Origin of the sequence: Methanobacterium paludis (assembly GCF_000214725.1) — an archaeon.
GTDB lineage: Archaea > Methanobacteriota > Methanobacteria > Methanobacteriales > Methanobacteriaceae > Methanobacterium_C > Methanobacterium_C paludis.
Map to the genome: position 1 here is coordinate 115,495 of NC_015574.1, position 25,571 is coordinate 141,065.

19 protein-coding genes are annotated in these 25,571 nt (G+C 38.8%); 4 read left to right on the forward strand and 15 right to left on the reverse strand.

The window, feature by feature from the left end; translation table 11 throughout:
• Positions 1 to 311: 311 nt before the first annotated feature.
• Together purB and MSWAN_RS00490 are read right to left on the reverse strand one after the other, a co-directional pair.
• Positions 312 to 1,661: an adenylosuccinate lyase gene (gene purB, locus MSWAN_RS00485; RefSeq protein WP_013824647.1), complete on the reverse strand. Its 1,350-nt coding sequence runs from the start codon at positions 1,659 to 1,661 to the stop codon at positions 312 to 314.
• A 188-nt stretch (positions 1,662 to 1,849) separates the two neighbouring features.
• Entirely contained in the window at positions 1,850 to 2,011 is a 162-nt protein-coding gene (locus MSWAN_RS00490; protein ID WP_013824648.1) for a preprotein translocase subunit Sec61beta, read from the reverse strand.
• A gap of 532 nt (positions 2,012 to 2,543) precedes the next feature.
• Between MSWAN_RS00490 and polC the strand changes: the two genes are divergently transcribed.
• From polC to MSWAN_RS00505, 3 genes are all read left to right on the forward strand, one after another.
• Positions 2,544 to 5,840: a DNA polymerase II large subunit gene (gene polC, locus MSWAN_RS00495; RefSeq protein ID WP_013824649.1), complete on the forward strand. Its 3,297-nt coding sequence runs from the start codon at positions 2,544 to 2,546 to the stop codon at positions 5,838 to 5,840.
• A 184-nt stretch (positions 5,841 to 6,024) separates the two neighbouring features.
• Positions 6,025 to 8,328: an anaerobic ribonucleoside-triphosphate reductase gene (gene nrdD / locus MSWAN_RS00500; protein WP_048188145.1), complete on the forward strand. Its 2,304-nt coding sequence runs from the start codon at positions 6,025 to 6,027 to the stop codon at positions 8,326 to 8,328.
• Positions 8,329 to 8,417: 89 nt separating this feature from the next.
• Positions 8,418 to 9,269 carry an AbiJ-NTD4 domain-containing protein gene (locus MSWAN_RS00505; RefSeq protein WP_013824651.1) on the forward strand — a complete coding sequence of 284 codons (852 nt, stop codon included), beginning with the start codon at positions 8,418 to 8,420 and terminating at the stop codon, positions 9,267 to 9,269.
• Between the two features lie 99 nt (positions 9,270 to 9,368).
• Here the strand turns inward: MSWAN_RS00505 and MSWAN_RS00510 are convergent, their stop codons facing one another.
• The 6 genes from MSWAN_RS00510 to MSWAN_RS00535 all read right to left on the reverse strand — a co-directional run bounded on the left by MSWAN_RS00510 (position 9,369) and on the right by MSWAN_RS00535 (position 17,103).
• The gene (locus MSWAN_RS00510; RefSeq protein ID WP_013824652.1) at positions 9,369 to 10,571 is read right to left on the reverse strand and encodes a hypothetical protein; all 1,203 of its coding nucleotides are present in this window, start codon (positions 10,569 to 10,571) and stop codon (positions 9,369 to 9,371) included.
• A gap of 200 nt (positions 10,572 to 10,771) precedes the next feature.
• Complete coding sequence (locus tag MSWAN_RS00515; RefSeq protein ID WP_013824653.1) at positions 10,772 to 11,287, reverse strand: UGSC family (seleno)protein; 516 nt, start codon at positions 11,285 to 11,287, stop codon at positions 10,772 to 10,774.
• 227 nt (positions 11,288 to 11,514) lie between these two features.
• Complete coding sequence (gene lysS, locus MSWAN_RS00520) at positions 11,515 to 13,092, reverse strand: lysine--tRNA ligase (protein ID WP_013824654.1); 1,578 nt, start codon at positions 13,090 to 13,092, stop codon at positions 11,515 to 11,517.
• A gap of 361 nt (positions 13,093 to 13,453) precedes the next feature.
• Positions 13,454 to 14,752, reverse strand: coding sequence for a phosphomethylpyrimidine synthase (thiC, locus tag MSWAN_RS00525; RefSeq protein ID WP_013824655.1), 1,299 nt, complete (start codon positions 14,750 to 14,752; stop codon positions 13,454 to 13,456).
• Positions 14,753 to 15,136: 384 nt separating this feature from the next.
• Positions 15,137 to 16,051, reverse strand: coding sequence for a carbohydrate kinase family protein (locus tag MSWAN_RS00530; protein ID WP_013824656.1), 915 nt, complete (start codon positions 16,049 to 16,051; stop codon positions 15,137 to 15,139).
• 188 nt (positions 16,052 to 16,239) lie between these two features.
• Positions 16,240 to 17,103, reverse strand: coding sequence for a LysR family transcriptional regulator (locus MSWAN_RS00535; RefSeq protein WP_013824657.1), 864 nt, complete (start codon positions 17,101 to 17,103; stop codon positions 16,240 to 16,242).
• A 394-nt stretch (positions 17,104 to 17,497) separates the two neighbouring features.
• Here MSWAN_RS00535 and hxlB point away from each other — a divergent pair, with 394 nt between their 5' ends.
• The gene (gene hxlB / locus MSWAN_RS00540; protein WP_013824658.1) at positions 17,498 to 18,082 is read left to right on the forward strand and encodes a 6-phospho-3-hexuloisomerase; all 585 of its coding nucleotides are present in this window, start codon (positions 17,498 to 17,500) and stop codon (positions 18,080 to 18,082) included.
• 308 nt (positions 18,083 to 18,390) lie between these two features.
• Here hxlB and fdhD read toward each other — a convergent pair whose 3' ends face one another.
• The 7 genes from fdhD to fdhF form a co-directional block, all read right to left on the reverse strand.
• Positions 18,391 to 19,143 (reverse strand): formate dehydrogenase accessory sulfurtransferase FdhD, encoded by a 753-nt coding sequence (gene fdhD / locus MSWAN_RS00545; protein ID WP_013824659.1) that lies wholly within the window; start codon positions 19,141 to 19,143, stop codon positions 18,391 to 18,393.
• A gap of 101 nt (positions 19,144 to 19,244) precedes the next feature.
• Positions 19,245 to 19,574: a carboxymuconolactone decarboxylase family protein gene (locus tag MSWAN_RS00550; protein WP_013824660.1), complete on the reverse strand. Its 330-nt coding sequence runs from the start codon at positions 19,572 to 19,574 to the stop codon at positions 19,245 to 19,247.
• A 197-nt stretch (positions 19,575 to 19,771) separates the two neighbouring features.
• A complete protein-coding gene (locus MSWAN_RS00555) occupies positions 19,772 to 20,302 on the reverse strand; it encodes a beta-class carbonic anhydrase (protein WP_048187783.1) in 531 nt (176 codons plus the stop codon).
• A gap of 30 nt (positions 20,303 to 20,332) precedes the next feature.
• Complete coding sequence (locus MSWAN_RS00560; RefSeq protein WP_013824662.1) at positions 20,333 to 21,532, reverse strand: Coenzyme F420 hydrogenase/dehydrogenase, beta subunit C-terminal domain; 1,200 nt, start codon at positions 21,530 to 21,532, stop codon at positions 20,333 to 20,335.
• A gap of 4 nt (positions 21,533 to 21,536) precedes the next feature.
• Entirely contained in the window at positions 21,537 to 21,962 is a 426-nt protein-coding gene (locus tag MSWAN_RS00565) for a hydrogenase iron-sulfur subunit (protein ID WP_013824663.1), read from the reverse strand.
• A gap of 355 nt (positions 21,963 to 22,317) precedes the next feature.
• Positions 22,318 to 23,517, reverse strand: a complete 1,200-nt coding sequence (locus tag MSWAN_RS00570) for a Coenzyme F420 hydrogenase/dehydrogenase, beta subunit C-terminal domain (protein ID WP_013824664.1) — start codon at positions 23,515 to 23,517, stop codon at positions 22,318 to 22,320.
• Positions 23,514 to 25,568 (reverse strand): formate dehydrogenase subunit alpha, encoded by a 2,055-nt coding sequence (gene fdhF / locus MSWAN_RS00575; protein WP_013824665.1) that lies wholly within the window; start codon positions 25,566 to 25,568, stop codon positions 23,514 to 23,516. The genes MSWAN_RS00570 and fdhF overlap by 4 nt, the downstream gene beginning before the upstream one ends.
• Positions 25,569 to 25,571: the final 3 nt, after the last annotated feature.

A 25,571-nucleotide genomic window follows, 5' to 3' on the forward strand; every position in this document is an offset into this window, starting at 1 on the left:
TACTTTTGATTTTAAAGTTTATAAATCCTTAAATTTTTATTTTTAAAAAAAGTTTTTAACAATTTATAGATTAAAAACAATAATGGTGGAATGTTTTTTTGGAGTATGTAATCAATTAAAATAGAATTAATAAAAAAGATTAGGCACCACAGTCTAAATATTAAAAATTAAGTTTAGATATTAAAAAAATAAAAAATTTTTAATTTTAAAGGATATTTAAAAGATATTAAAGTAATTAATTTCTTTAAAAGATGAAATAATTTTAGTCAATCAAATTAAAGGTAAGAAAAAATTTAAATTGGGATTTAATCCTAAAACCATTCATTTGAGTCCTTTAAAACATTTTCCACGATCTGGATCGAGGATCCAAGGTATGTGTGGGGGTCCATTATCTTTTCGATATCATCTTCCGTTAGATATTTCTTTATTTCACTATTTGACGAGACTATCTCCTTCAATCCCACATCTTTATCATAAGCCTCCAGTGAACAGTTCCTTACAAGTGCGTAAGCTGTTTGTTTTCCTGCTCCTTTTCTTGTAAGCTCTGCCATAAACCTTTCAGCCATTATGAGGCCGTTGGTCATGTTCAGGTTGTGTTCTATGTTCTCAGGATGGAAAACGAGGTTACTGAAGAGTTTTATGGATAGTTTGAGTATGTAGTCTGTGAGCATACTGGACTCTGGCAGGATTATCCTCTCACAGGAGGAGTTTGTAAGGTCTCTTTCATGCCATAATGGGTTGTTTTGAAGTGCAGGAGCAACATAAGCCCTTATAACTCTTGAGATACCACATATTCTTTCTCCAGTTATAGGGTTTCTTTTGTGGGGCATGGTGCTTGATCCGACCTGTTTTTTAGGGTCAAAACTCTCGCCAATCTCATCTATCTCAGTTCTTTGAAGGTTTCTTATCTCGAGTGCCATCTTTTCAAGGGTGCTTGCAATGTTTGCAAGGCACATTATGAATTCAGCGTGAACATCCCTTTGAACAATCTGGCTTGAGATTAAAACTGGTCTAAGGCCAAGTATTTCAGAAACCTTGTTGTGTACTGCAAGTCCATCTGTGCCCAGAGCTGCTGTTGTACCCACGGCCCCTGTTAACATGCCCACACAGATCCTTTTATTACACTCATCAAGCCTTTCGATCTGCCTGTGGAGTTCGTCAGCCCATATTGCAAACTTCATACCGTAAGTGGTTGGAAGTGCGTGCTGTCCATGGGTTCTACCGATACAAACAGTTTTTTTATTATCATCTGCAAGTTTTAAAAGGGTTTTTGTGAGCTCAACCACTTTTTCCCTAATAATTGATATGGTTTCCTTGAAAAGTAGGGACTGCGAAGTGTCTATAATGTCGTTTGATGTTGCACCGAAGTGCACGTATTCTCCGGCATCTCCTTCACATACCTCTGCAAGGGCCTTCACAATTGAAGCAATGTCATGATGGGTTTGCATCTCAATTTCGGATACCCTCTCAGATTTAACATATTTTGTACTTGCTTTACTTTTTATTTCATCTGCAGCTTCTTTTGGAATGATATTAAGTTGAGCTTCGGCATCTGCAAGTGCAGCTTCAACTTCAAGCATCTTTTGAAGTTTGTTATCTGCCTCCCAGACTTTTCTCATCTCTTCTGTATTGTATCTGTATTCAATAGGGTGGATAGCCATGATTAAACTCCTTGTAAAATTTTAAATAAAATAAAATCTTTTTCCTAAAAAAAATATTAAATTCAGTATTTAGGTTCCGTATCTCAGATAGTCTTCTTAAAAGAATATCTTTTTAAGATGCTTCCCCTAATCCATTGATTGAACCATTCAATTTGAATTGCAATAACCTTTACTTTAAAATACTTTCTTTATGAGTATGAAAACCTCAGGGCAATGCATAACGCTGCCAGAACAACGGTCATAATTACGACCTGTTCCGGTGTTAGTTTGGGTCCCTTTGTTTCTTCTTCGAAGTACCTTACAAGTCCGGCACCGCTTGGTGGGAGAACTTTTTTATCCTTTTTTGCCATAGAATCACCATAAAATTTACTTATTTACTGAATATTAACTACTAATCTACATTTACTTTACTGAGTTTAAATATTTATTTCAAGCTTTATAATTATAGTGGTCTTTTAATTTTCAAGTTTTTCAGATTGGATGAGAAAAAAATTTTTTATAATAAGATTATCTAAAATCTTAAATTTGAAAATAAAGGGCGAAAATATTATTATAATAAAATAACTTTATTTTAAAATGATTTTATAAATTTCTAAGGTGTAATTGCCTCTTTTCAGAGAGATATACGTTTAATGTTACCTTAAAGATATTTAAACGAATGCATACTGTCTAAAATCTCTTTAACTTAATTTTCATGTTTTATAGACAAATTTATAAATGGTTTTGAACATAGGACAACAGTGGAAAAAATTAGTTTTCCCCAATAAAGATTGCAACGATTTATTACACATCTTTTATAAAATCGTATTGATTTTAGTTGAATATAACAATTATACTAAAAGATAAAGAATTGAATGATTAAAAGATCAGCAAGGGACTGTTATGGGATATTTTGAGACTTTAGAAGAAGAAACACAGAAGCTGTATGATGTAGCAAGGCAGGCAAGACTTAAAGGGTATGATATTGAGTTAGAACCTGAAATACCCCTTGCAAAGGACCTTGCAGAGAGGGTTGAAGGGCTCGTCGGGCCGAAGGGCGTAGCAGCCAGGATAAAGGAGTTAGAGGATGATCTCTCTCGTGAGGAAGTGGCCTTCCAGATAGCCAGGGAAATCGTTACCACGCCTGATGAAGAAGGCAAAGAAGACAGTATGGAGGTTAAGGAGCAGAAGTCAGATCAGGCAACAAGAACTGCACTGGCCATTTTAACAGAGGGGGTTGTTGCAGCTCCTCTTGAGGGAATAGCAAAGATTGAAATAAAGCAGAACTTTGACCAGGGACATTATTTAGCTGTGTACTTTGCAGGACCGATAAGAAGTGCTGGAGGAACTGCAGCTGCACTTGCAGTCCTTATAGGTGATTATATACGGATTTCTTTGGGGCTTGACCGGTACAAACCAACAGACGTTGAGATCGAAAGGTACGTTGAGGAGGTTGAGCTCTATGAATCAGAGGTTACAAACCTCCAGTACTCCCCAAAGCCGGATGAAGTCAGGTTAACCATAAAAAATGTTCCTGTTGAGATAACAGGAGAAGCAACAGACAAGATCGAGGTTTCAAACCGTGACCTTGAGAGGGTTGAGACCAACAACATACGGGGAGGAGCACTCCTTGCAATGGCAGAGGGAATTATACAGAAGGCCCCTAAAGTCATAAAATACGCCAGTAAACTTAAAATCGATGGATGGAATTGGCTTGAACAATTCTTGAAGGCCCCTGATTCAAAGAGTGATGAAGACTCTGGTAAAGTGGATGATAAGTACATGAGGGATATCATCGGCGGAAGACCAGTTTTAGCATACCCCAAGGCCAAGGGAGGTTTCAGATTAAGATACGGCAGATCAAGGAACACAGGACTTGCTGCAATGGGAGTACACCCATCCACCATGGAGATAGTTGGTTTCCTGGCGGTTGGAACCCAGATGAAAATAGAAAGGCCGGGTAAAGGAAATTGTGTGGTTCCATGTGACACCATAGAAGGCCCTATAGTGAAACTAAGAGATGGGAATGTTGTTAAGGTAAAATCAGCGGAACAAGGAAAGGAGCTAAAAAATCAGGTGGAGGAGATTCTATTTTTAGGAGATATGCTGGTAGCTTTTGGGGAATTCCTCAGAAACAACCATGTACTTTTGCCTGCAGGCTGGTGTGAAGAATGGTGGGTTCAGACCATTGAAAATTCACCAGAATATTCAGGAGAACTGGATCTTAAGTCCCTAGAAACAGATTCAATAAGTCCAAAAGAGGCCTTTGAATTATCAGAGAAATACAAGGTACCTCTGCACCCAGCTTACACATATTTTTACCACGATGTAACTCGAGAAGATATAAACAGGATTCAAGACAAATTGTACCAGAACATTGGTGATGAGGAAGATATAACCAATTTAAATTTGGAAAATGGTTTAATAATGGACCTATCTCCAGAAAAAAGAATTTTAGAGGTTATAGGGGTTCCTCATCGTGTAAAAGAGGATAAAATCATCATAGATACTGACGATGCATACGCACTCTTAAACACCTTAAGGGAACCTTTAAACCTCGAAGATGATTTAGATACTGTTGAAGCCATAAATAAGGTTTCACGCGTTAAAATAATGGCTAAAGCCCCAACATATCTTGGTGGAAGGGTTGGAAGGCCTGAAAAGAGTAAAGAAAGAAAGATGAAGCCTGCTCCTCATTCACTTTTCCCAATAGGTATAAACGGCGGCAGCAGACGTAACATAATTGATGCCGCTAAAAAGGGTAATATAGTAGTTGACATTGCCCGTTGCAAGTGTACAAAATGTGGTGTAGGTTCAATGCAAGCTAAATGTCCTGTTTGCGGATCGAGGACTGTGCCAACAAGTTCCGGTAAGAAAAGGATAAACCTTGCAAGCATGCTGAAAAAGGCCTATGAAAACGTGGGTGTTCGCAGGCTCGACGAGATAAAGGGTGTGCAGGGAATGATATCTGAAGAAAAATTCCCAGAACCACTTGAAAAAGGAATATTAAGGGCTAAAAATGGTGTTTTTACATTTAAAGATGCTACAATAAGGCATGATTCAACTAATCTGCCTTTAACTCACTTTATACCTAAAGAAGTGGGCGTAACTCCTGAAAAACTCAGGCAACTTGGTTACACAGAGGACATCCATGGCCAGCCCATTGAAAACGACGATCAGATCGTTGAAATCAAAGTCCAGGACGTTGTGATCTCAGAAAACTGTGCAGAATATCTTATAAATGTTTCAAAATTTATAGATGACCTTCTTGAGAATTTCTACGAACTTGACAGGTTTTACAATGTAAAGACCAAGGAAGACCTGGTTGGGCAGCTGGTTGTTGGCCTTGCACCCCATACTTCAGCAGGAGTCCTGGGAAGAATTGTTGGATTTACAAAGGCATTATGTTGCTATGCCCATCCTTATTTCCATTCAGCTAAAAGGAGAAACTGTGACAGTGACGAAGATTCCATAATGCTTTTAATGGATGCTCTTCTCAACTTTTCCAAGGTTTACCTTCCAAGCACACGTGGAGGTAAGATGGACGCTCCTCTGGTTTTATCATCCCGGATAGACCCGGAGGAAATAGATGATGAGTCCCACAACATAGATGCAATGTCGAGACTTCCAATGGAACTCTACGAAAAAACACTGAACTTTGAAAAGCCGTCTGATGTTCTTGACCTTGTGGACAATGTAAAGAAACGAATTGGAACTCCAGAACAATACCATGGACTTATATTTTCACACAACACTTCCAGCATACACAGCGGACCAAAACAATGTCTTTACAAGATGCTTCCAACCATGAAAGAGAAAGTAGAAGGTCAAATAAGTCTTGCTGAGGAAATAAGGGCTGTTGACCAGAGAGGTGTTGTAGAAGGTGTTTTAATGTCCCATTTCCTCCCGGATATGGCAGGAAATTTGAGGGCCTTCTCAAGGCAGAAGGTTCGCTGTCCCAAATGCAACAAAAAGTACAGAAGAATGCCTCTTTCAGGTGAGTGTACATGCGGTGGAAACCTTATATTGAGTATATCAAAGGGTTCTGTTATTAAGTACCTTGGAATATCCAATGAACTAGCTAAGCGATATCCAATTGACCCTTATCTAGTTCAGAGGATAGAGCTCATTGAGTCAGGTATAAACTCGTTGTTTGAAAGTGATAAGTCCAAACAAAGTTCACTGGATGTTTTTTTATAAAAATTTTTTGGAAGATCAATTTTAAAAGGTTGCTAATTCAAGGTGTAAATCCCTTGAATTTTTGTTTTTGAATAGATTTTTGAATAGATTTTCGAATGATTTAAATTCCTTAAAAATTAGAATATAATGTAACTAAGCGATAGGTGTTATGATGAGGGAAGACTTAAAGAGGCAAGATTTAGAAATGGAGGATGTGCGAGTCATGGCGGCACTTCCTACCAAGGCACAGACGTGTGTCATTAAAAATAATGGAATATTTGAAAGATTCAGCCATGAAAAAATAGTCAAATCCTGTTTGATGGTTGGGGCTCCGCTCTGGGCTTCTGAAAAGATTTCATCAAGAGTGGCCACCACTGCTTACGATGGTATATCCACAGCAGAGATCAAGATGCTGGTGTACGATCAGCTCAAAAGGGTCGACAGGAAAATTGCTGATAAGTATAAGGCAGCCAACACCATGCGGGTCAGGACATCAAGGGACACCATTGAACCTTTTGATCAAAGGAAGATAGAAAAAACCCTGATCGTTGAAACAGAAGCCTCAGGAGAAGTGGCACGGAAAATAGCAACCCAGGTCTGGAAAGAGCTTAAAAAACTGGATGTTGAGTATTTAACAGCTCCTATGATAAGGGAGATCGTGAACACAAAGCTCGTGGAAAACGGTTTTGAAACTCTCAGACGAAAATACACAAGGCTTGGTATACCTGTCTACAACATAACCAACCTCATAAAAAATGGATCAAGGGACAACGCCAACATGTTACACAACCCTGAAACAGTTCACAAGTACGTTGCAGACGAGGCCCTTAAACAATACGCACTACTAAGTCTCCCAGATGAGCTTGCAGACGCACATATGAGCGGGGACATACACATACACGACCTTGAATTCTTCTCAGGACGTCCTTTAAACTGTTTGCAGCATGATCTGAGGGCGTTCATAAAACACGGTCTTAAGGTAGACGGTACAGGGGATCACACATCCATTGCAGGAGCACCAAAACATATAGGAACCCTTATGAACCACACCGGGGAGATAATGCTGGCAGCACAGCAGAACATGAGTGGTGGCCAGTCAATGAGCCTCTGGAACGTTTTTGTAGCACCATTTGCCGCAGGGCTTTCCTACGATGAAATAAAACAGGCAGTTCAGATGCTTATATACAACCTGAACATGGCATACGCTGCAAGGGGATCACAGGTACCATTCACATCAATGAACCTTGAATTCACAGTTCCAGACTTCCTTAAAAACGAACCAGCCTACGGACCTGGAGGTAAAGTTGTAGGGGTTTACGGTGATTTTGAGAGAGAAACAAGAGCACTTCAAAGGGCATTTACAGAAGAGCTTTTAAAAGGTGATTCCGATGGAAAACCCCACCTATTCCCAAACACCATCTACATGTTAAGGAAGGAAGTGCTTAAAAGTGAATTTGAAGACGATATAAGGTTAGTCCACGAACTTTCAGCCAAGTACGGAACATCCTACTTCGTCAACATGCTTCCAAAGTACAGGGGAAACATGGCCAACTACATGGGATGCAGAACCCAGCTGAACGATAACTGGACTGGAGACTGGTCAAAAGACTGCCTCAGGACAGGAAACCTGGCATACGTGACCTTGAACCTTCCAAGAATAGCCTACAACTCAAGTAGCGATGATGATGTCTTTGAATACCTTGATTCTTATATGGGGCTGGCAGAAAAGGTTTTAATGCTCCGTAGGAAACAGGGAATGCATTGTCTTGATGATTACAATCTTCTGCCATTCTTAACCCAGGATATAGATGGAGAACCATATTATAATGTTGACAACTCAACCCTATCCTTCGGATTTGTGGGATTAAACGAGATGCTGCTTTCCCACTGTGGAGCTGGAATTCAAGATGATAACGCCCGTAAATTCGGGTTAGACGTTGTAAAGTATATCAATAAAAGGGCAGACGAGCTTAAAAAAGAAACTGGTTTAAGATGGAGCGTTCTTCAGACACCTGCAGAATCAACAGCATACAGGTTTGCAATGCTTGATAAGGAAAGATTCGGGGACAAAGCCATAACCCAGGGAGATAAAAGTGCATACTACTACACCAACTCATCCCACGTCCCTGTAAATGCAGATGTACTGCTTCCAGAGAAGATCAGGATAGAAGAGAAATTCCACCCATTAACACTTGGAGGTCATATATTCCACGCATTCATGGGAGAATCCTATGCAGACCCTGACGCACTCATGAGCCTTACAAATAAAATAACCAAAAACTCAGACATAGGATTTTGGGCCTACAGCTCAGCACTCAGCTTCTGCATGAAGTGTAAAAGTCTTATGAAAGGTTTACAGGATAAATGTGCAACTTGTGGAGAAGAAACAGAAGTTGAATGGTACGACAGGATAACAGGCTACGTACAGCAGGTTGGTCATTCCAAATCAGCTTCAGGCGGATGGAATCCTGGTAAGATGCAGGAGTTAAGGGATAGGAAACGGTTCTAAATCTCTTTATTAATTATTTTTTTTCATTTTAATTTATTACGTTAACCTAAAATTTTAATTGATAAATAATTATTATTTGGAGTGATGTTATGGAATCATTTTCTCAAAGAAATGGATTTAAACCTATTAAAAATAGTTTACAAATAAATTCAATGGATAATGATTTGAAGACGGGTCTTTGGAATGCTTTTTATGAAGTTTATGTTTTGAAATTTAATGATGAATTCCATGATTTTCTAAAAGAAAAGATATGGGTAGAATACTTCAAGTACCCTCGTGATGAATTTGTAAGGTATCCTGAGGAGTATTACAGTGATGAATGTTATGATCAGATAAGAAATCATTTTTTGGACTTGGAAGATGATGAATTTTATGAAATTTGCGATTTAATGGAATTTATAGTTCATGTTTACCCAGTTGATGCGGTCAATGAAGCATTCATGGATAAATGTAATGAAGTTTTAAAGAGAGAATTATCTGCTTATCGTTTTGTGGGTGGAAAACTCATTAAAATAACTTCAGAAGAAGAAATAGGAGAAATAGAAGAGGCATTAGAAGAAGCTCCTAATCCAATTAGTATCCATTTAAAAGAAGCATTAGATTTACTTTCAGATAGAAGATCTCCGAATTACAGAAATTCCATTAAAGAATCAATAAGTGCTGTTGAGTCTATTTGTAAAATGATAACAGAGGAACCTAAAGGAACTTTAGGAAGATGCCTAAACAGAATAGGGAATAAAGTAGAATTGCATCCTGATTTAAGGGATGCATTTAAAAATTTGTATGGATATACGTCTGATTCTAATGGAATAAGACATGCTCTAATGGATGAACCCAATTTAGATTTTGAAGATGCAAAATTTATGTTGGTTTCATGTTCTGCGTTTACTAATTATCTGATTTCAAAAGCATCTAAATCTGGTATAGACCTTAAAATTTAGTCTTTTTTTATTTTTTTAACATTATGATTCAAAGATAAGCTATCCAAACTAACGAACTTTTTTTCATGTAACTTAGTGATGAACCTTGAGTGTGGGGGTTCATAAACCCTGAAACTCCCTGATTGAATGGACAGGATCTCCATTTTTAAGGGTTAATGGCATTGTTACAGATTCCGATGATGTTCCAAACCCATGTGCAATCATTGTGTGCCTTCCAGCCCCACCAGCCACAACCAGGACAACATCCCCTGGCGAACGGGTTATTCTCACATCATCTCCAACAATCCAATCTTTATCAAGCTTCCTGCCTCCACGATCTGCAAGCTCAACAGGTACAGCTGCATTTTCATGGATGTAATTTTCAACATCCGTCCTGTCCCAGCCGTCGCCTGCAACAGTTTCTGCGTGCTCTGGACTCATCACAACCAGGATCTCACCGGGCACATGGCTGTTGTTGCAGCCGGCAGTAGATGCTGTATGCACGATTGTATCCAGAAGGTCTTCAGCTGTACTGCTCCGATGGTCGTTCACATTCTGGGGTGCTTCAACTGCCATAACAGTGACCGTGCTAGTTTCAACATCAAAACCACGTTCCACATGCAAAGGTTTCCATGGACTTTCAGATTCTGCCTCTGCAAATGCGTAGCTGTACTTGGCAGGCGATCCCATGGTTGCATGGTCTCCTATGCCAGGCACGGCACCGCCGATGTTCATGAGACATAGCCTTAAAGCACGTCCAATGGTTGCATTGGCAATGTTACCTGGGCCTAGACATCCGGCCCCACTGTTTACGGCCAATTCACGGGATACTGGTCCGTTGAGGAGGGTGCACACTGCAACTGGGTGGGTGGTTGCGTTAACTCCGGGAAGGTTGAATTTTTCCTGTGAAACTGCTTCCACAGCTTTTTGAACTATCGGCGTAAATGAGGGGATGCAGCCTGCCATCACAGAGTTTACCGCTATTTTTTCAACCGTTGCCTTACCTCTCTTTGGTGGCAGAACTGCTATGACATCATCTGATTTTCTGTCAGTATAACCGAGGAATTTCTGCACTCTTGCCTTTGTTGGGGGAATGATTGGAAGCCCATCTGTTATTTTTCTCATATAAAAGTCGTTGTTGGTTTTTTCAATATCGGGGTCGACAAAAACTTCAAAGTCGCTTTCATGGGCGCTGCATAAACGTTCATTACTTATTTTGGGGTTTTTTTTGTTTTCTCCACAACCTTCCCCTATGAGATCGTCAATAGAACATCCACAGGCATTTTCACTGATTTTAACATTCTTGTTTTCCTTTTTCTCCATAAAAATTCCCCCTTCCATCGTTAATAATGTTTATGTCATATAAAAATCATTAAATCAAATAAAAATAAAAAAATTACTTAAATCAAGTCCTCTGATTTTTGATATCTTAAAGCAAGCTTAATATTAATATCATCCGATCTAGTATTTGTCCCTAATTATGGTCTGATCCTTATAAAATCAAGTACTCAATAATCTATAAGTCAAATACCCAATATCTCTTTGATTTTGGGAATTATTTTCAGAGTTTTTGCCTTGACATCTTGTTCAGAGAGTCCTGCAATAGGATGTTCAATTTCAACGATCCTCAAATTCTTTGCACCGTAAGACCTTGCAAGTTCCCTTGCAAATGGTGCAAAATGGTGGGAGCAGATGGATATTGTGGGCACTCCCCTTTTTTCAAGTCTTATTGCATCTAAAACAACCCAGGTTGTGCACGAACCGCAGTCACCAAGTGCAAGAATTGAAAGTTCAGCATCTGCTGCTTTTTCAATCTGTTGAGGGGTTGCAGAAGCTCCAGCTGGCTTTTTAACATCAAGGAATTCTATTTCTCCCAAACTTTCCAGCACTGTTTCCAGTATTATATCTGCACCGGGTTTGGTGTTGTCAAAGAGAGATATCCTGTTTAACTCCTTGGGAATGGGATTTATTCCCACCTTCTCCATTTCAGTTTCGCCCAATGGATTTAATACTTCCCTTTCAATGATTTTAACATTCATAAGGATTTATCTGTTCATTCCATCTTATTTATTTTTTTAAAATTAAGGAAATAGGGAACAAGAATAAGGAAATAGGAACAAGGTAAAAAGAATTTAATAAATTAAAAGATTAAAAAGAGTTCAAGGATTTAAAAGAGGTATGGATGTGATAAATCATGCCACACAAGAATTAAAAAAAATTTAATGGGATTAAGGTAAAAAAAGGACAAAAAAAGCATTAAAAAGATTTAATCTTCCATTCTAAACCTTTTAATAACCATATCCTTATCAAGGGACACTACAAAAGATGCAGCTCTTGGGCCCTGTTTTTTCCCGATAATGGCTTTATAAATTGCCTGGAACGCTTTCTGAGGTTTCATATCCATTTCCTCTATTATGACGTACAGTGCATCGTGGAATTCTTGAGATGTGTAATCCCTGGCTTCCAGGGCATCTGCAACCTTCAAAAGGAATTCTTTCTGGTTGTCTTGCAGTTCCAACCTTGGGATCTTCTTTTGAACCTGGAACTTCACAAATTCCGGTGCATAGGTGTTTAACCAGTTTTTAACATGGGTAATCCTTGCTTCAAGCCTTTCAACATCATTTTTATCAATTTCAGAGAATTCTTTACGTTCCATATCTTCTGGAAGCTGTGAATTTTTCTTCAATATGTTGAAAATCTTTTCTGTGTTATTTCCTGCTACCTGATAAGCAACGGTCATGAATCTGTAGGATGGTTGGAATGGCATGGTTTCTGCAACCTGGATTTGGGATGCTTCGTAGATCTTTTTAGATTTTTCACCCTCTTTCTCGGATGCTGGTTCCTCTTTTCCATAATAGATACGTTCCACACGGTCGTACTGTTCTATGAAATCCAGAAACGGCATTGCAGGGTTGAAATCCTTTGCCTTCATGGGTTTGCTTCTGAACAGATAGTAATTCAGGGTTTCAGGAGCAGCTATTTCAAGCCACTGGCCTGGTGTGAAGAACACTCCGTGTGATTTGGACATTGACTCTCCATTGAGGGTTATCCACTCGTAAGGAACAGGGTAAGGTGCTTCGTAGTTGAATATATCCTTGGATATGATTTTGCTCACGTCGTAGGATCCTCCGCTTGCTGCGTGGTCCTTTCCAAATGGTTCGCAAGTTGTACCAAATATCTTCCACCTTGCAGCCCATTCAACACGCCATGTGAGCTTTCCTTCACCTGTTTTTATATCCATGGTTCCGTCGTGTCCGCACTGGCACCTGTATGAGACAATATCTCCATCGTAGTCATAGGCATAGGTTGTGTTTACACGACCGCACTCTTCACAGATAGGATTGTATGGAAGCCAATCTTCTCCAAGTGGGTGTTCCCTGAACTTGTTGAATATCTCCCTTATTTCAGGAGCCTTTTCAAGTGATATTCGTATGTAATCATCGTAAACCCCATCCTTGTACATCTGCTCGCCGGATTCAACTTCCAGTTCTATTTTGAAGTCGTCCATTGTGTCAAGGAATGGTTTTTCAAAGTGTTCCACGAAGTTGGCACAGCAGCCCTCGGGACATGGTATTTTAGAGTAAGGAAGACCCAGATACTTTTCATAGGACTCTGGAAGTGGGTACGGCACCTTTCTTAGGGGGTCGTGGTCGTCTGCAATCCAGATGGTTCTGGCAGATGCTCCTAGTTTTCTGAGGGCTTTACCCACAGCATTTGCTATAAAAACGTCACATGAATTTCCTATATGTATAGATCCTGATATGGATGTCCCGCTTGCAATAACATGCTCTTTGACATCTCTTTCATTTAATTCTTCTGCGATCCTTTCGATCCAGTGTTTCAATAGTATCACCTTAGTTTATTCTGATTTGGAATCCTCAAAATTCCTTAAAAATTGTTTAATAGTAAAATAATAAAATTAAGATGTTATATACAGATTCAATTAAGTATAAGTCATCTAAATTTTACAATCAGTTTGTATTTATAATCAGATTATATGATTTAAGAGATTATATGATTTAAATCTTTTAAAAGTTTTTACCAAACATGAGATTCAGGGATTAATTCAAGAATATTAAGATTCAAAAATAAAATTTCTGATCTTCATAATACAATCAGATTCAGATTAAAAATAGATTCAGATTAAACATAAAATTAAACAGACTACTACATTTTAAAAAATAAAAAAAGAATTCAGGTGATGATCAGTCAAATACATCCTGACTTGCATCATCCAGCCATTCATTCACTATTTTTATTGCACAGTAATTTCCGCACATTGTGCAGGTGTCAGGGTCTTCTGGTGGTTTTGCGTCCCTTATGGCCCTTGCATCTGCTGGGCATATTGCTGCTTTGTACTGGTCTTCCCAGTTGAGTTTTTTACGTGCGTTTGCCATTTTAAGGTCGAGTTCGCCGTTGTGTATACCTTTGGCCATGTCTCCCACGTATGCTCCTATCCTGGTTGCTATGACTCCCTGTTTAACGTCTTCTGGACCTGGAAGTGCGAGGTGTTCTGCTGGTGTCACGTAGCAGATGAAATCTGCTCCTGCTGCTGCTGATTGTGCTGCACCTATTGATGAGACTATGTGGTCGTATGCAGGGGCTATGTCTGTCACTATTGGTCCGAGCATGTAGAAAGGTGCTCCGCGACATAATTTTTTCTGGACCATTACGTTGGTTGGTATCTCTTTAAGTGGGATATGTCCCGGTCCTTCAACAATTGTCTGGACTCCTGCTTCCCTTGCCCTGTCAACAAGCTCACCTAAGATGATTAATTCCTGAACCTGGGCCCTGTCAGTTGAATCTGCTATTGCTCCGGCCCTCATACCGTTTGCAAGGCTTATTGCAAAGTCGTATTCCTTTGCAATTTCAAGTACCTGGTCGTAGTTTTCATAGAGGGGGTTTTCGATTTCGTTGTGAACCATCCATGCGGATATGAATGCTCCTCCTCTGCTTACGAGCCCGCCTTCACGTCCCTGTCTTTTGAGCCTTTTGAGGGTTTCTTTGTTAACACTGCAGTGTATTGCCATGAAGTCTACGCCGTCTTTTGCCTGTTTCTCGATGGCGTTGAACATTGAGTCTTCTTCCATGTAAATTGCAGAGCCGTGTTTGTTTATTGACTCTACTGCAGCCTGATAAACTGGTACACTTCCAATAGGAAGGTCTGTGATACTTATAATTTTCCTTCTTATGGCGTCCAGGTCTCCTCCGATACTGAGCTCCATTAAAGTGTCGGCTTTGTTTTCCATTGCAATTTTAGCCTTTTTAACTTCCATGTCAACATCGTTTATATCTGTGGAAGTTCCGATTGTTGCGTTTACCTTGGTTCTGAGGCCTGCACCTATACCTACGGGGTTTGCATTTCTCTGAACGTTGTTTGGAATTGCTATAAATCCCTTTGCAACGGATTTCCTGATAAATTCTTCATCAACATTTTCGATTTTTGCAACTGCTTTCATCTGGTCTGTTATTATGCCCTTTTTTGCATCGTCCATCTGTGTCATAGAATCACCATATCCATTTTTTTAACTTAATCTGAATGACGGTTCACCAGCTTTATCAATATTATAAAATTTATGAATATTATAAAAGCATGTTGAAACTTCTTAATTAAATCTTGATATCATTGTTGTATGTTCAACGTAAAAAATAGGTGTTTACACTGAAACATAAATTTAACAAATCAAGTATCATTAAATTCTAATGGTACTGAGGTACTATTAGTTTAATATTGTTATGTTATACTTTATTTTCTATTTAAAATTCTAGTGAGTATTTTGTTTTAATATTTATTATTCAATAAAAAGTTTATCTAAAATTTTTAAATCACGTAAAAAAGTGATTGGATAATCCCATTTAATACAAATTTTCATTTAAATTTCATGCCCCTATTTCCACATTTCATTCATCCTTTCTGTGGCCATCTCAAAGTCAGGAACATTTGTTTGGCATCCTTCAGCTTCAACAATAAATGAGGCAACGGATGATGCGAATTTTCCGCACATCTCCAGGTCTTCACCTCTCAAATAAGCGTTTAAAAATCCTGCACGATACGAATCTCCTGCACCTGTTGGGTCTGGTGTATTTTGGAGTATTGCATCCACTTTTATCTTTTTATCGGTGCATATCATGCTGCCGTCCTTTCCGTAGGTTGTAACGACTATTTTGGGCCCAAATTTCCTCAGTTCGTCTATATCCATACTCAAAGTTTTGAGTATTCTTCCTATCTCATGATGGTTTCCAAACAGGATATCACAGATTTTCAGAACTTCTTCAAGCTCTTCTTTGGAGTACATGTGAAGGTCCTGACCGGGATCGAATGATATGAGTTTTCCTGATTCATGGGCTACTTGTCCAGATCTCCTGTTGAATCCAGGGTCTCCAGTTGCCAGATGAACTGCTTCAACCTTTTGAATGGCTTTTTTGGGTGGTTCTGATTTTTCAAAGTGAGCTGCTGCTCCCCAGTAAAAATAACTTATCTGATCCTTTGAAGAATCTGTAAACACGAATGCTGTGGGTGTTTTCTCATCCTCAATCACTATTCTGCTTTCCGTGTCTATTCCAAGAGTTTTTAGTTTATTATCGTAATCAGATCCAATGAACTCACCTCCAACTGCAGATACCAGGGATGATTTAAGTCCTAAAGTTGATGCAACAACTGCTACATTTGCTGCTGCCCCACCAAAAAAGGTTCGCATCCTTTTTATTGCTGTTGATGAGTTCGGTTGTGGGAATTCCCCCACTTGTATTATGTAATCAAAGGCTGTGTGCCCAATTGCTAGTAAATCTGTTTTATCACTCAATCAATCACCCGCAATATGTTTATTTTTGAAATATTTAAAATTAACCTAAATTTTATCATTAAATATCTCCAAATATTACAAAATTCTTTTAAAATGGAAATCCCGGGTTTGATATAGTTTATAGAACAAGAAAAGTTCATAGAACAAGAAAAAGCCGTTAAAACCTAACGCAAAAACATAAATACGTTTTAAATTCTTTCAAAACCATAATTATCTATTATATTTTGTCCTTCTCCTAAAATAAAACCTAAAAAATCCTTTAAAAACTCATTTTCATTGTTAGGTAGAACAACACTTATAATGTGTTTTGTATCAGATTTTAAAATATTTGAACCATATGTAAAACTGCTGTTAAGGAAAGTGCAGAGATATTCACTCTTTTGAACAATTTTGAGGGCATTGTATGGTGATTTAACAACTTCGACAATTTTGTAGTTTATATTCCTGTTGTCAAGAGTGTTCCATGCCAGACGCTGGGAAGAACCCTCCACTTCAACGAATTCCCGACCTTCAATGTCTTCCAAACTTTTAAATGATCTGGGTTGGTTTGATACAAGGACAAGGTGGTCGTAGGCTATTGGGGTAAAATCTAGATCCCACATGAAAGCGCGTACAGGGTCGTCAAGCGTTAAAATATCCACCATATCCATACTTGCAAGTTTTAATGCACTCTCATCATCTGTCTGGTATATGGTGGCATCCAACCCATATTCCTTTGATAAAAGTTCTAGAAGTCCTGCTGAGATATGTCCACCACAAATTACAGGTTTTTTACGCTCTTCCAGGCGGCTCATGTATTTTTCATATCTTCCGAGAATTTTAAAACCATATTCTGTCAGCCCAGAACCTGCACCTGTTGTGTCAACCAGTTTAATACCTAGTTTTTCCTCTGATTCTCTTATACGGCGATTCAATACTGCATGGGATATTCCAAGTCTTCTTGCAGCTTCGCGCTGGGACCAGGTTTTTGAAACGCACTTCAAAGTTTCAAAGAGTTTGTAACTAAACTCATGTCCATCTACAAAGAGATTCAGTTTTGGATCGTACTTCATCTGACCACTTGCACATTTATTAACCTAATTTTTTCATTAGCCGTAATTCTACCAAATAACTTTTATTAGATGCAATTTTACCAATAACTTTCATTAACCGCAAGACTCTACTAACTAATTTTTAGAGTCTTCAAAACATTATTTGGGCATTTTGAGATGATTTAGTCCATTAGGGTATATCCATTTAAATATATCCTATCTAGATTTGCAATATTTTGATTTAAGAGGTGTTTGTATAGTCTTAATATATTGTAATGTTCAATTATTTTATGTAACTTAAGTGATGATCTAAAGTTTTTAAGACGATCCTACTTGAATATATATAAACAACAATCATAGATATAGGTATAAAGAAAGTATAAATAATCTTAAGTAGTCCTTATTCGGTGAACACATGATTTTAAACGATGCAATAGACGAAATAGTCGATAATATAAATGCTGTTTCAGCAGAACTTGACGAAGAAACCATTATGGAAATGTTAGAAATTTTAACATCATCAAAGAACGTTTTTCTCCTTGGACAGGGAAGGTCTGGTCTGGTTGCAAGGGCATTTGCAATGCGGCTCATGCACCTTGGAATGGGGGTTTACGTTGTAGGGGAAACAATAACTCCATCTATAAACGAAGAAGACTGTCTCCTTGCAATTTCAGGATCTGGAGAAACGAGTTACATTTTAAGCACTGCCAAAATCGCTAAAAAGAGAGGTGCAAAAATTGTTTCAGTAACATCCTATGATGATTCATCACTTGGAAAAATGTCAGACCTTATAATATCAATAAAAGGCCGTACAAAAATTGATTCAGAAAAAAATTATATAAAACGGCAGATAAATGGGAGACATCAATCCCTTTCGCCTCTTGGAACTTTATTCGAAGTTACAACCCTGATATTCCTTGATGGGGTTATAGCACAGCTCATGGATAGAATGGGGAAAACAGAAAATGATCTCAAACAGAGGCATACAGTCCTAGAATGAATTCTGTGTAAAATACATTTACCAATCGTGGAATTTAAGAATCAAGAAAGAGAATAGGAAAAGAATCAAAAGATAATTTATTTATAACGTTGATTAATCTGTTTTAAAGTCAATTTTTATAATTTTTTATTTTTTACAAATTTGAATTATTAGACAGCCTCTGAAATAAACAATAAAATCAACTAAATACACAAAAATCAGTACTATAAATCAGTACTATCTGAATTTGATTTAAAATGAAATTAAATGATATTACTATTAAATTTAAAAGATTTAAAGATTATTTCCATTCTTAAATATTTCCAATTTTAAATGGATATCCTGTCTGGATGAGTGTAAATATTGAATCTATTTCCCCTTACAAAGCCTACCATTGTTACATGGGTTTCTTCAGCAACTGCAACTCCTGAAGATGTTGGGGCTGCATTGGATGCTATGATTGGAATGCCAACCCTCGCGATTTTTATGAGCATATCTGCAGGCATTCTGCCGCTGTAAACAATGAAACTCCTTGAGAAATCGCATTTTGCAAGTGCTCCTGCACCTATGACTTTGTCAACAGCAACATGGCGACTCACATCTTCTATTGCTATGAAACTTTCAGGAGTTACAAGTCCTGCAATGTGTGTACCGCCTGTTTCCTGCCAGACCTCTGCTTTTTCGCGCAGCATGTTGAAACACTTGAATATATCCTCTTTTGCAACTTTAAAGTTTGATTCCACCTCTCCGACAAATTCTATTTTAGTTCTCCATCCTCCAAAACAGTCAGAACCCACAACGAGCTCCTTTCTGATGTCAAAGTCTGTAAGGTCGATTGTTGCTTTGATGGTGTTGGCTTTGATTGTTATATTTGTGATGTTGTCTGCAGATGTGATCAATCCTTCTCCAAGAAGGTATCCTACTGTGAATTCTTTGAGTGAATTTGGACTTATGGAAAAACGTCTGGAAACGTTTTCGTTTATCAAAAGTTCTATTTCTTCATCGTTGACTATTTTTTCTTCAATGTAAGAGGATTTTCCTTCAACCCTTACAGCGTTCACACTTTTAAACATTTCTGTCATGATAAATTACTCCTTATCCAAGATATTCTTCCTTATCCAAGATAATTTTGACCAAGATTTTTTACAAGATCTCTTAATGGTTGATTACTTTATCAATCTTATCATTCTTCAAAAAGGTCGTCCACCCAGGAAACTGCAGCTGCAACATTTGGGAATCCAATAGTACTTGTAAGGAGTAGTAAGGACTGATAAACTTCTTCAGGTGTTGCTCCTGCTTTCAGAGCTCTTTTTGCATGGCTGTGAACAGCCCCCTCTGATCTTATGGCGGTTGATGCTGCAAGCTGCACTAATTGTGAAGTTTTCTCATCAATGGGTCCACTTTCTTTTGATATGATTCCAAGATTATTTAAAGCTTCACCATACTCTTTAAACCTTTTTCTTATGCTCACATAATGTTCGGGTAAATCTTTGTTGACTTTTTTATTTAACATAAATACCCCCCATTTCTTTAATTATAATATTCCTTTGATTGAATATATTTTTTAAGAGAGTGAGGGATATGAATATTAAACAGTATTCCTTTCCAGTGCAATTACAGATTTTATAGTTGATTTTTCCATACAGTTTAACTCTGTGAATTGTTTTTACCACTTATTATGTAAGAAAGATAAACGGGCAAGAAAAGATGTTAGCTGCCATCGACCAGAACCTTTAATGCACCACTTTCTATGTCTATTATAAGTCCATGTATTGGTGCATCTTCTGGAATAAATGGAGAGTTCTTAATCTGTTCAACTGTCTGGAAAACGTTGGATTCTTCATCGTCAATAGCACCTATCCATTCTTTTAAATTTACTTTGGCTATTTCTTTAGGATCAATTCCTCTTTCTTCCATAGCAGTTTTAAGTTTTTCTGGGTTCACATTGGCCATACCACAGTTGGTGTGGCCGATGACCATCACCTCTTCCACGCCTAAGGTGAGGATAGAAGCAGCCACGGATCGGATCACATCTTGGTCCACCACGGTGTTACCCGCATTTTTAATTATCTTGGCATCACCCCTTTCAATACCTAAAGCGGGCTCTAAGAATCCTGTAAGCCTGGTATCCATACATGTAACAATGCAAAGTTTCTTTTGAGGGAGATGACTCATTTTTTTAGGCTCAAATGCCTTGATAAAATCTTCGTTGGCCTTTAATATCTTGTCAATTATCATAATATCACCAAAAAATAAATGAGAGTGAGCAAATTACTCCTCACTTGGTTCTTTATCAACTATGGAGAGTGGTGGTTTTTGAGTTACATCCATTCCGGTACGATAACTAAAGACATCTTGCAGTTGACGGTTAAGTTTATGGTAGATTTTGGTTAGTGGTATTTCTGCAGGGCATACTTCTTGGCATTGCCCACAGTTGGTACATGAATCAACTATATGGATTAACCTTACCCAGTGGAACATGGGTGATGGTGGTATCACACCTTTGGGTGCCCATAATGGGGAATCTGATTCTATAGCACACTCTTTGCAGAAACAAAGAGGACAAGCCTCTCGGCAGCCGTAGCATTTGATGCATTTACTGAACTCATCCATGTATTGGTCAATGTCCATGAGTTCATTTTCTTGGTTGAAATCTTTGGATTGCCATTTTTTGGCCAGCTTGACCATGATTTTGTCGATATTTGCTCGGATTTCCACACCTTTAGGCTCTGGATCTTTAGTCCTTAAAGCTCCTGCTTTTATGGTTTTGTCCAGAATATCTGCACCTTTGTCTGTTAATACTTCTATAAATGTGGCTTTTCCAGATAATGGTCCTATAACTCCCCAGTTTCCTAAAGCCAGGTCTGCCATTCGAGGTATGTTTATTTCGCACCGTCTACAATTGGTTCTCCGTCCGTATCCTGCTTCTTCCAGTTCGTCTATATCTATTTCCTGTTCTTCGTGGTCTTTTGTTCCGATTATGAGTTTTCCTTTGGCAATTTCTTCTTTTATTACGTCATCTGGGTCGATTTTATAGAATTTTTCGATCATTTCTCTGGCTTTCACAGGAGGCATGGTTCCTCCACAGTTAACCCCCACCATTACCAATTTGTTGTTATCAACTCTTTTCCTCTTTATAAGTTCCACTATGCTCATGGCATCGCATGGTTTGACAGTGACAGCGATTTTCATGTCTTTAGATCCGTTGAGGTATTTTTCTAGTGGTTTGGCAATGTTGAGGGTTCCGCAGTGTAAGGAACCACCAGTTTCGATTATTTTTTTAGGGTCGTTGACTAGAGTAGGAACTGCGTCGTAGATGTCTGAACCTTTTTTGACGGCTAGAACCGCATCAACTATACTATCTTCTAAAAGAAATTTGAGTATGGAGGTCACGGCTCCTCCGCATTCTCCATTATTCACTATTTCTTCGTTTGGAGACCATGCATAGTACATGTCATTTACTTGAACCATATGATCACTCCATTTTAGCCTTTTTATGTCTCCAAGAAAAAGGACCAAGTTCTTTTACTTGTTCACTCACTTTCTTCATGGTGTTAGCAAATTTTTCTCCTTCTGATGCAGATATCCATTCTAAGTAAAATCTACCTTCACTGATTCCCAAGCTTTTCATGATGGTTTTCAAAGCTGTCATCCTACGATCACAAGCGTAATTACCCCTATCATAATGACAATCTCCAAAGTGGCATCCTGCAACCATAACGCCATCTGCACCATCATCGAATGATTTTAAGATGAAAAGTGGATTTATCCTACCAGAGCACATAACTCTGATAATACGGACGTTAGGGGGATACTGCATCCTTGCTGTACCTGCAGTATCGGCCCCTCCATAGGAACACCAGTTACAACAAAAGACTATTATTTTAGGATTCCATTCCATATTTTATTCTCCCAATTAACTTTGACTGATCTTTCTTTTTTCCACTGGAGAATTATGGTAAACCACATTTTGTAAAAATTAAGTTTTGATTTAGCCCGATCCTGTTTATGCCCATAATCACTACATTCATTTTATATGTTATCCCCAATGAATCCAAAAAACTTCAAAAACTTCAAAAATTAACAGTAAACCACATTTTTGGAAATTCAGGCCATAATTACAGAGGTGATTTTGAGCGATAATCATCCTTAATTAGACCTTCATTTTGTTAGTGGTTTACTGAATTTTGATACTGTGTCTTAGACATGCTAAAGAACTGATAAAACAGTACATGAATAATTAAGTAGATTTCACCTTATTTTTCAGACGAGAAATATGCAATAGGTGGTTTTCCTTCTCCAACTCCTTTGGTGTATCCAAAAGTGTTCTTTATTTTAGTGTTTACCTCATGCCAGATTTTGGCTAGTGGTATTTCTGCAGGGCAAACTTCTTCACATTGTCCACAGTTTGTACAAGATTCTACCATGTGAAGCATTCTTTCCATGTGGAACATTGGTGATGGTGGAAGTTCTCCTTTAGTCAACCAGTCCGGACCATTGTTAGCCTCTAGACAGCAGTCTTCACAGTAACATATTGGGCAAGCTTCTCTGCATCCATAACATTTCAGGCATCTTGAGAAATCGTCCTTGTATCCTGTGAGAACGGATAGGATTTCACGGCCGGCAACGTCTTCCCAGTCTTTGTTTTGCCATTTGTCTGCGAGTTTAACCATCGCTCCGTCGATTTTTTCCCTTATTTCAATTCCTTTTGGTATTGGGGCTTCCAAATCTAATACTCCTGCTTCTTTGGCTTTTTCGAGAACTTCGGCACCTTTAGGAGAGCAAACTTCGATAAACGTTGCTTTTCCAGCAAGAGGTCCTATAACTCCCCAGTTACCACATGCGAGATCTGCCATTCTTGGAATGTTGACTTCGCATCTTCTGCAGTTGGTTCTTCTACCGAATCCTTCGTCTTCCAATACGTCTATTGGAATTTCTTTTTCGGTACCATCTTCAGTTTCCACAATAAGTTTACCTTTGGCAATTTCTTCCTTGACAACAGAGTCCGGATCAACTTCGTAGAATTTTTCCATCATCTGACGGCCTTTAACTGGAGGCATGGTTCCTCCACAGTTTAAACCGACCATTATCACGTTGTCTGCGTTGACTTTTTCTCTTTTCATGAGTTCAACCATAGTCATTGCATCGCATGGTTTGACAGTGACGGCAATTTTCATGTCCTGAGCACCGTTAAGGTAGCGGGTAACTACTTTGGCAAGGTTGAGTGTTCCAAAGTGGAGAGAACCAGCAGCCCCTACAACTTTCTCAGGATCTTCTATCAGTATTGGAACCGCATCATAAAGGTCTGAACCTTCTTCTACGGCTAGAACGGCATCTACAATTCCCTCTGAGAGTAAGAATTTCAGAAGTGTTGTAACTGCACCACCGTACTCTCCAGCTTCGGCAATTTCTGCATCAGAAGATTTTGCGTAGAACATGTCGTTTGCTTTGATCATTCTGATCCCTCCATTTTAGATATTGCAACAGCACATGCTTTGTATTCTGGCATTCCAGATTTTGGGTCTATTGCAGCAGCGTTGGTTAAAATGTTTGCAGAACACTCTCTAAAGTGCATAGGAATGTTTACTATTCCTTTCATGATGTCAGGAGTGACTCTGGCAGTTATTTCGATTTCGCCTCTTCTGGATTTAACTTTAACTTTTTCTTTGTTGGCTATTCCAAGTTCAGCTGCGTCTTCAGTGTTTATTTCTACGTATCCTGTTGGTACTTCGCGATCCAGTGTTGGGGCTCTTCTGGTCATTGCAGCGTGGTAATGGAATAAGAGGCGAGTGGTTGTTAGTATTAATGGGTATTCTTCATCTGGTGTTTCCATTGGTCCCTGTTCTTCAAGAGGCATGAATATTCCTAGTCCGTCTGGGTGTGCAAATTTCTCAACGTGCATCATAGCGGTTCCTGGGTGATCTTCGGATGGGCAAGGCCAGTGAAGTGCTTCGGGTCTTTCAAGTCTTTCCCTGTTCATACCTGCGTATTGCGGAGTTACGGTTCTAACTTCTTCGAATATATCTTGGGCAGATTCGTAGGTGAACATTTTAGGATCTGCACCCATTCTCTTGGCTAAGTCGCAGAATATTTCCCAGTCAACTTTGGATTCTCCTGGTGCATCTACAGCTTTCCTTATCAGTTGAACTCTCCTCTCACCATTGGTGAATGTTCCTTCCTGTTCAGCCCAGCAGGCAGCAGGTAATACAACATCTGCAAATTTAGCGGTGTCGGTCATGAAAATATCCTGTACTACAAAGAAGTCCAGGTTGTTCAGTGCTTCTTCAACGTGGTGGGTGTCAGGGTCAGAAATTACTGGGTCTTCACCAGTGACGTAAAGGACTTTCAGGTCACCTTTTGCAGCGGCATCTATCATTTCTGGGATTTTAAGTCCGGGTTCACATTTTAAGTCACTGCATCCCCAGGAGCACGTAATATCTTCCATTATGTCTTTATCAACTACTTTTCGATATCCTGGGTAATCGGTTGGTAATGCTCCCATATCACAAGCACCTTGAACGTTGTTTTGACCTCTTAGTGGGTTTACTCCAGTTCCTAATCTTCCAATGTTTCCAGTGAGCATTGCAAGGTTGGCTGTTTGCATAACGTTGTCTACACCGTGCGAGTGTTCAGTTATACCTAATGAGTAAACTATGGCTGCTTTATCAGCTTTAGCGTATTTTATGGCTATGTCTCTGATGGTTTCAGCTGGTACTTGAGTTATTTCTTCGACTTTTTCAGGAGTGTATTTTGCTACCACTTCTTTTAATTTCTCGTAGTTCTTGGTTCTCTCTTCTATGAATTTTTTATCTTCCAAACCTTCGCTGATGATTACGTTCATCATGGCATTTATTAATGCAACATCAGTCCCGGTTTTGAATGGAACATACTGGTTGGCATGTTTGGCAGTTGGAGTGTATCTTGGGTCAGCCACTATGAAGTATGCTCCATTCATCTTTGCTCTGAGTAGTCTTCTTCCCACGAGGGGGTGGGCTTCAAGACTGTTTGCTCCAATTGAGAATATAAGATCTGCGTCCTCAAAACTCGCATAGGAGTTGGTCATGGCTCCAGAACCAAAGGAAGCGGCAAGTCCCGCTACGGTAGGGCCGTGACAAAGTCTTGCGCAGTGATCGATGTTGTGTGTCCCAATAACTATCCGTGCAAATTTCTGGTTTACGTAGATGTTTTCATTGGGGGATCTTGCACAGCAGAAGAAACCTATTTCCTTAGGATCGTATGCACCAAGTTTGGATGTTATTAGATCATAGGCTTCGTCCCAAGTAGCTTCTCTGAATTCACCATTTTCTTTGATAAGGGGGGTGGTTAATCTATCATCCCTGTGGATAATTTCATAACAGAAGTTCCCCTTTGGACATAATTTTCCTTCATTTACAGGGTTTCTTTTCCAGGGTTCTACGCCAACTACTTTTTTGTCCTTTACAACTAGGTTCATACCACATCCAACACCGCAGTAAGGACAGATAGTTGGCACGTATTTAATATCCATATT

Bases quoted from the DNA above. Each gene is read 5' to 3' on its own strand.
- purB (WP_013824647.1), bottom strand. From the start codon at position 1,661: ATGGCTATCCACCCTATTGAATACAGATACAATACAGAAGAGATGAGA.
- MSWAN_RS00490 (WP_013824648.1), bottom strand. From the start codon at position 2,011: ATGGCAAAAAAGGATAAAAAAGTTCTCCCACCAAGCGGTGCCGGACTT.
- polC (WP_013824649.1), top strand. From the start codon at position 2,544: ATGGGATATTTTGAGACTTTAGAAGAAGAAACACAGAAGCTGTATGAT.
- nrdD (WP_048188145.1), top strand. From the start codon at position 6,025: ATGGAGGATGTGCGAGTCATGGCGGCACTTCCTACCAAGGCACAGACG.
- MSWAN_RS00505 (WP_013824651.1), top strand. From the start codon at position 8,418: ATGGAATCATTTTCTCAAAGAAATGGATTTAAACCTATTAAAAATAGT.
- MSWAN_RS00510 (WP_013824652.1), bottom strand. From the start codon at position 10,571: ATGGAGAAAAAGGAAAACAAGAATGTTAAAATCAGTGAAAATGCCTGT.
- MSWAN_RS00515 (WP_013824653.1), bottom strand. From the start codon at position 11,287: ATGAATGTTAAAATCATTGAAAGGGAAGTATTAAATCCATTGGGCGAA.
- thiC (WP_013824655.1), bottom strand. From the start codon at position 14,752: ATGACACAGATGGACGATGCAAAAAAGGGCATAATAACAGACCAGATG.
- MSWAN_RS00535 (WP_013824657.1), bottom strand. From the start codon at position 17,103: ATGAAGTACGATCCAAAACTGAATCTCTTTGTAGATGGACATGAGTTT.
- hxlB (WP_013824658.1), top strand. From the start codon at position 17,498: ATGATTTTAAACGATGCAATAGACGAAATAGTCGATAATATAAATGCT.
- fdhD (WP_013824659.1), bottom strand. From the start codon at position 19,143: ATGACAGAAATGTTTAAAAGTGTGAACGCTGTAAGGGTTGAAGGAAAA.
- MSWAN_RS00550 (WP_013824660.1), bottom strand. From the start codon at position 19,574: ATGTTAAATAAAAAAGTCAACAAAGATTTACCCGAACATTATGTGAGC.
- MSWAN_RS00560 (WP_013824662.1), bottom strand. From the start codon at position 21,532: ATGGTTCAAGTAAATGACATGTACTATGCATGGTCTCCAAACGAAGAA.
- MSWAN_RS00565 (WP_013824663.1), bottom strand. From the start codon at position 21,962: ATGGAATGGAATCCTAAAATAATAGTCTTTTGTTGTAACTGGTGTTCC.
- MSWAN_RS00570 (WP_013824664.1), bottom strand. From the start codon at position 23,517: ATGATCAAAGCAAACGACATGTTCTACGCAAAATCTTCTGATGCAGAA.
- fdhF (WP_013824665.1), bottom strand. From the start codon at position 25,568: ATGGATATTAAATACGTGCCAACTATCTGTCCTTACTGCGGTGTTGGA.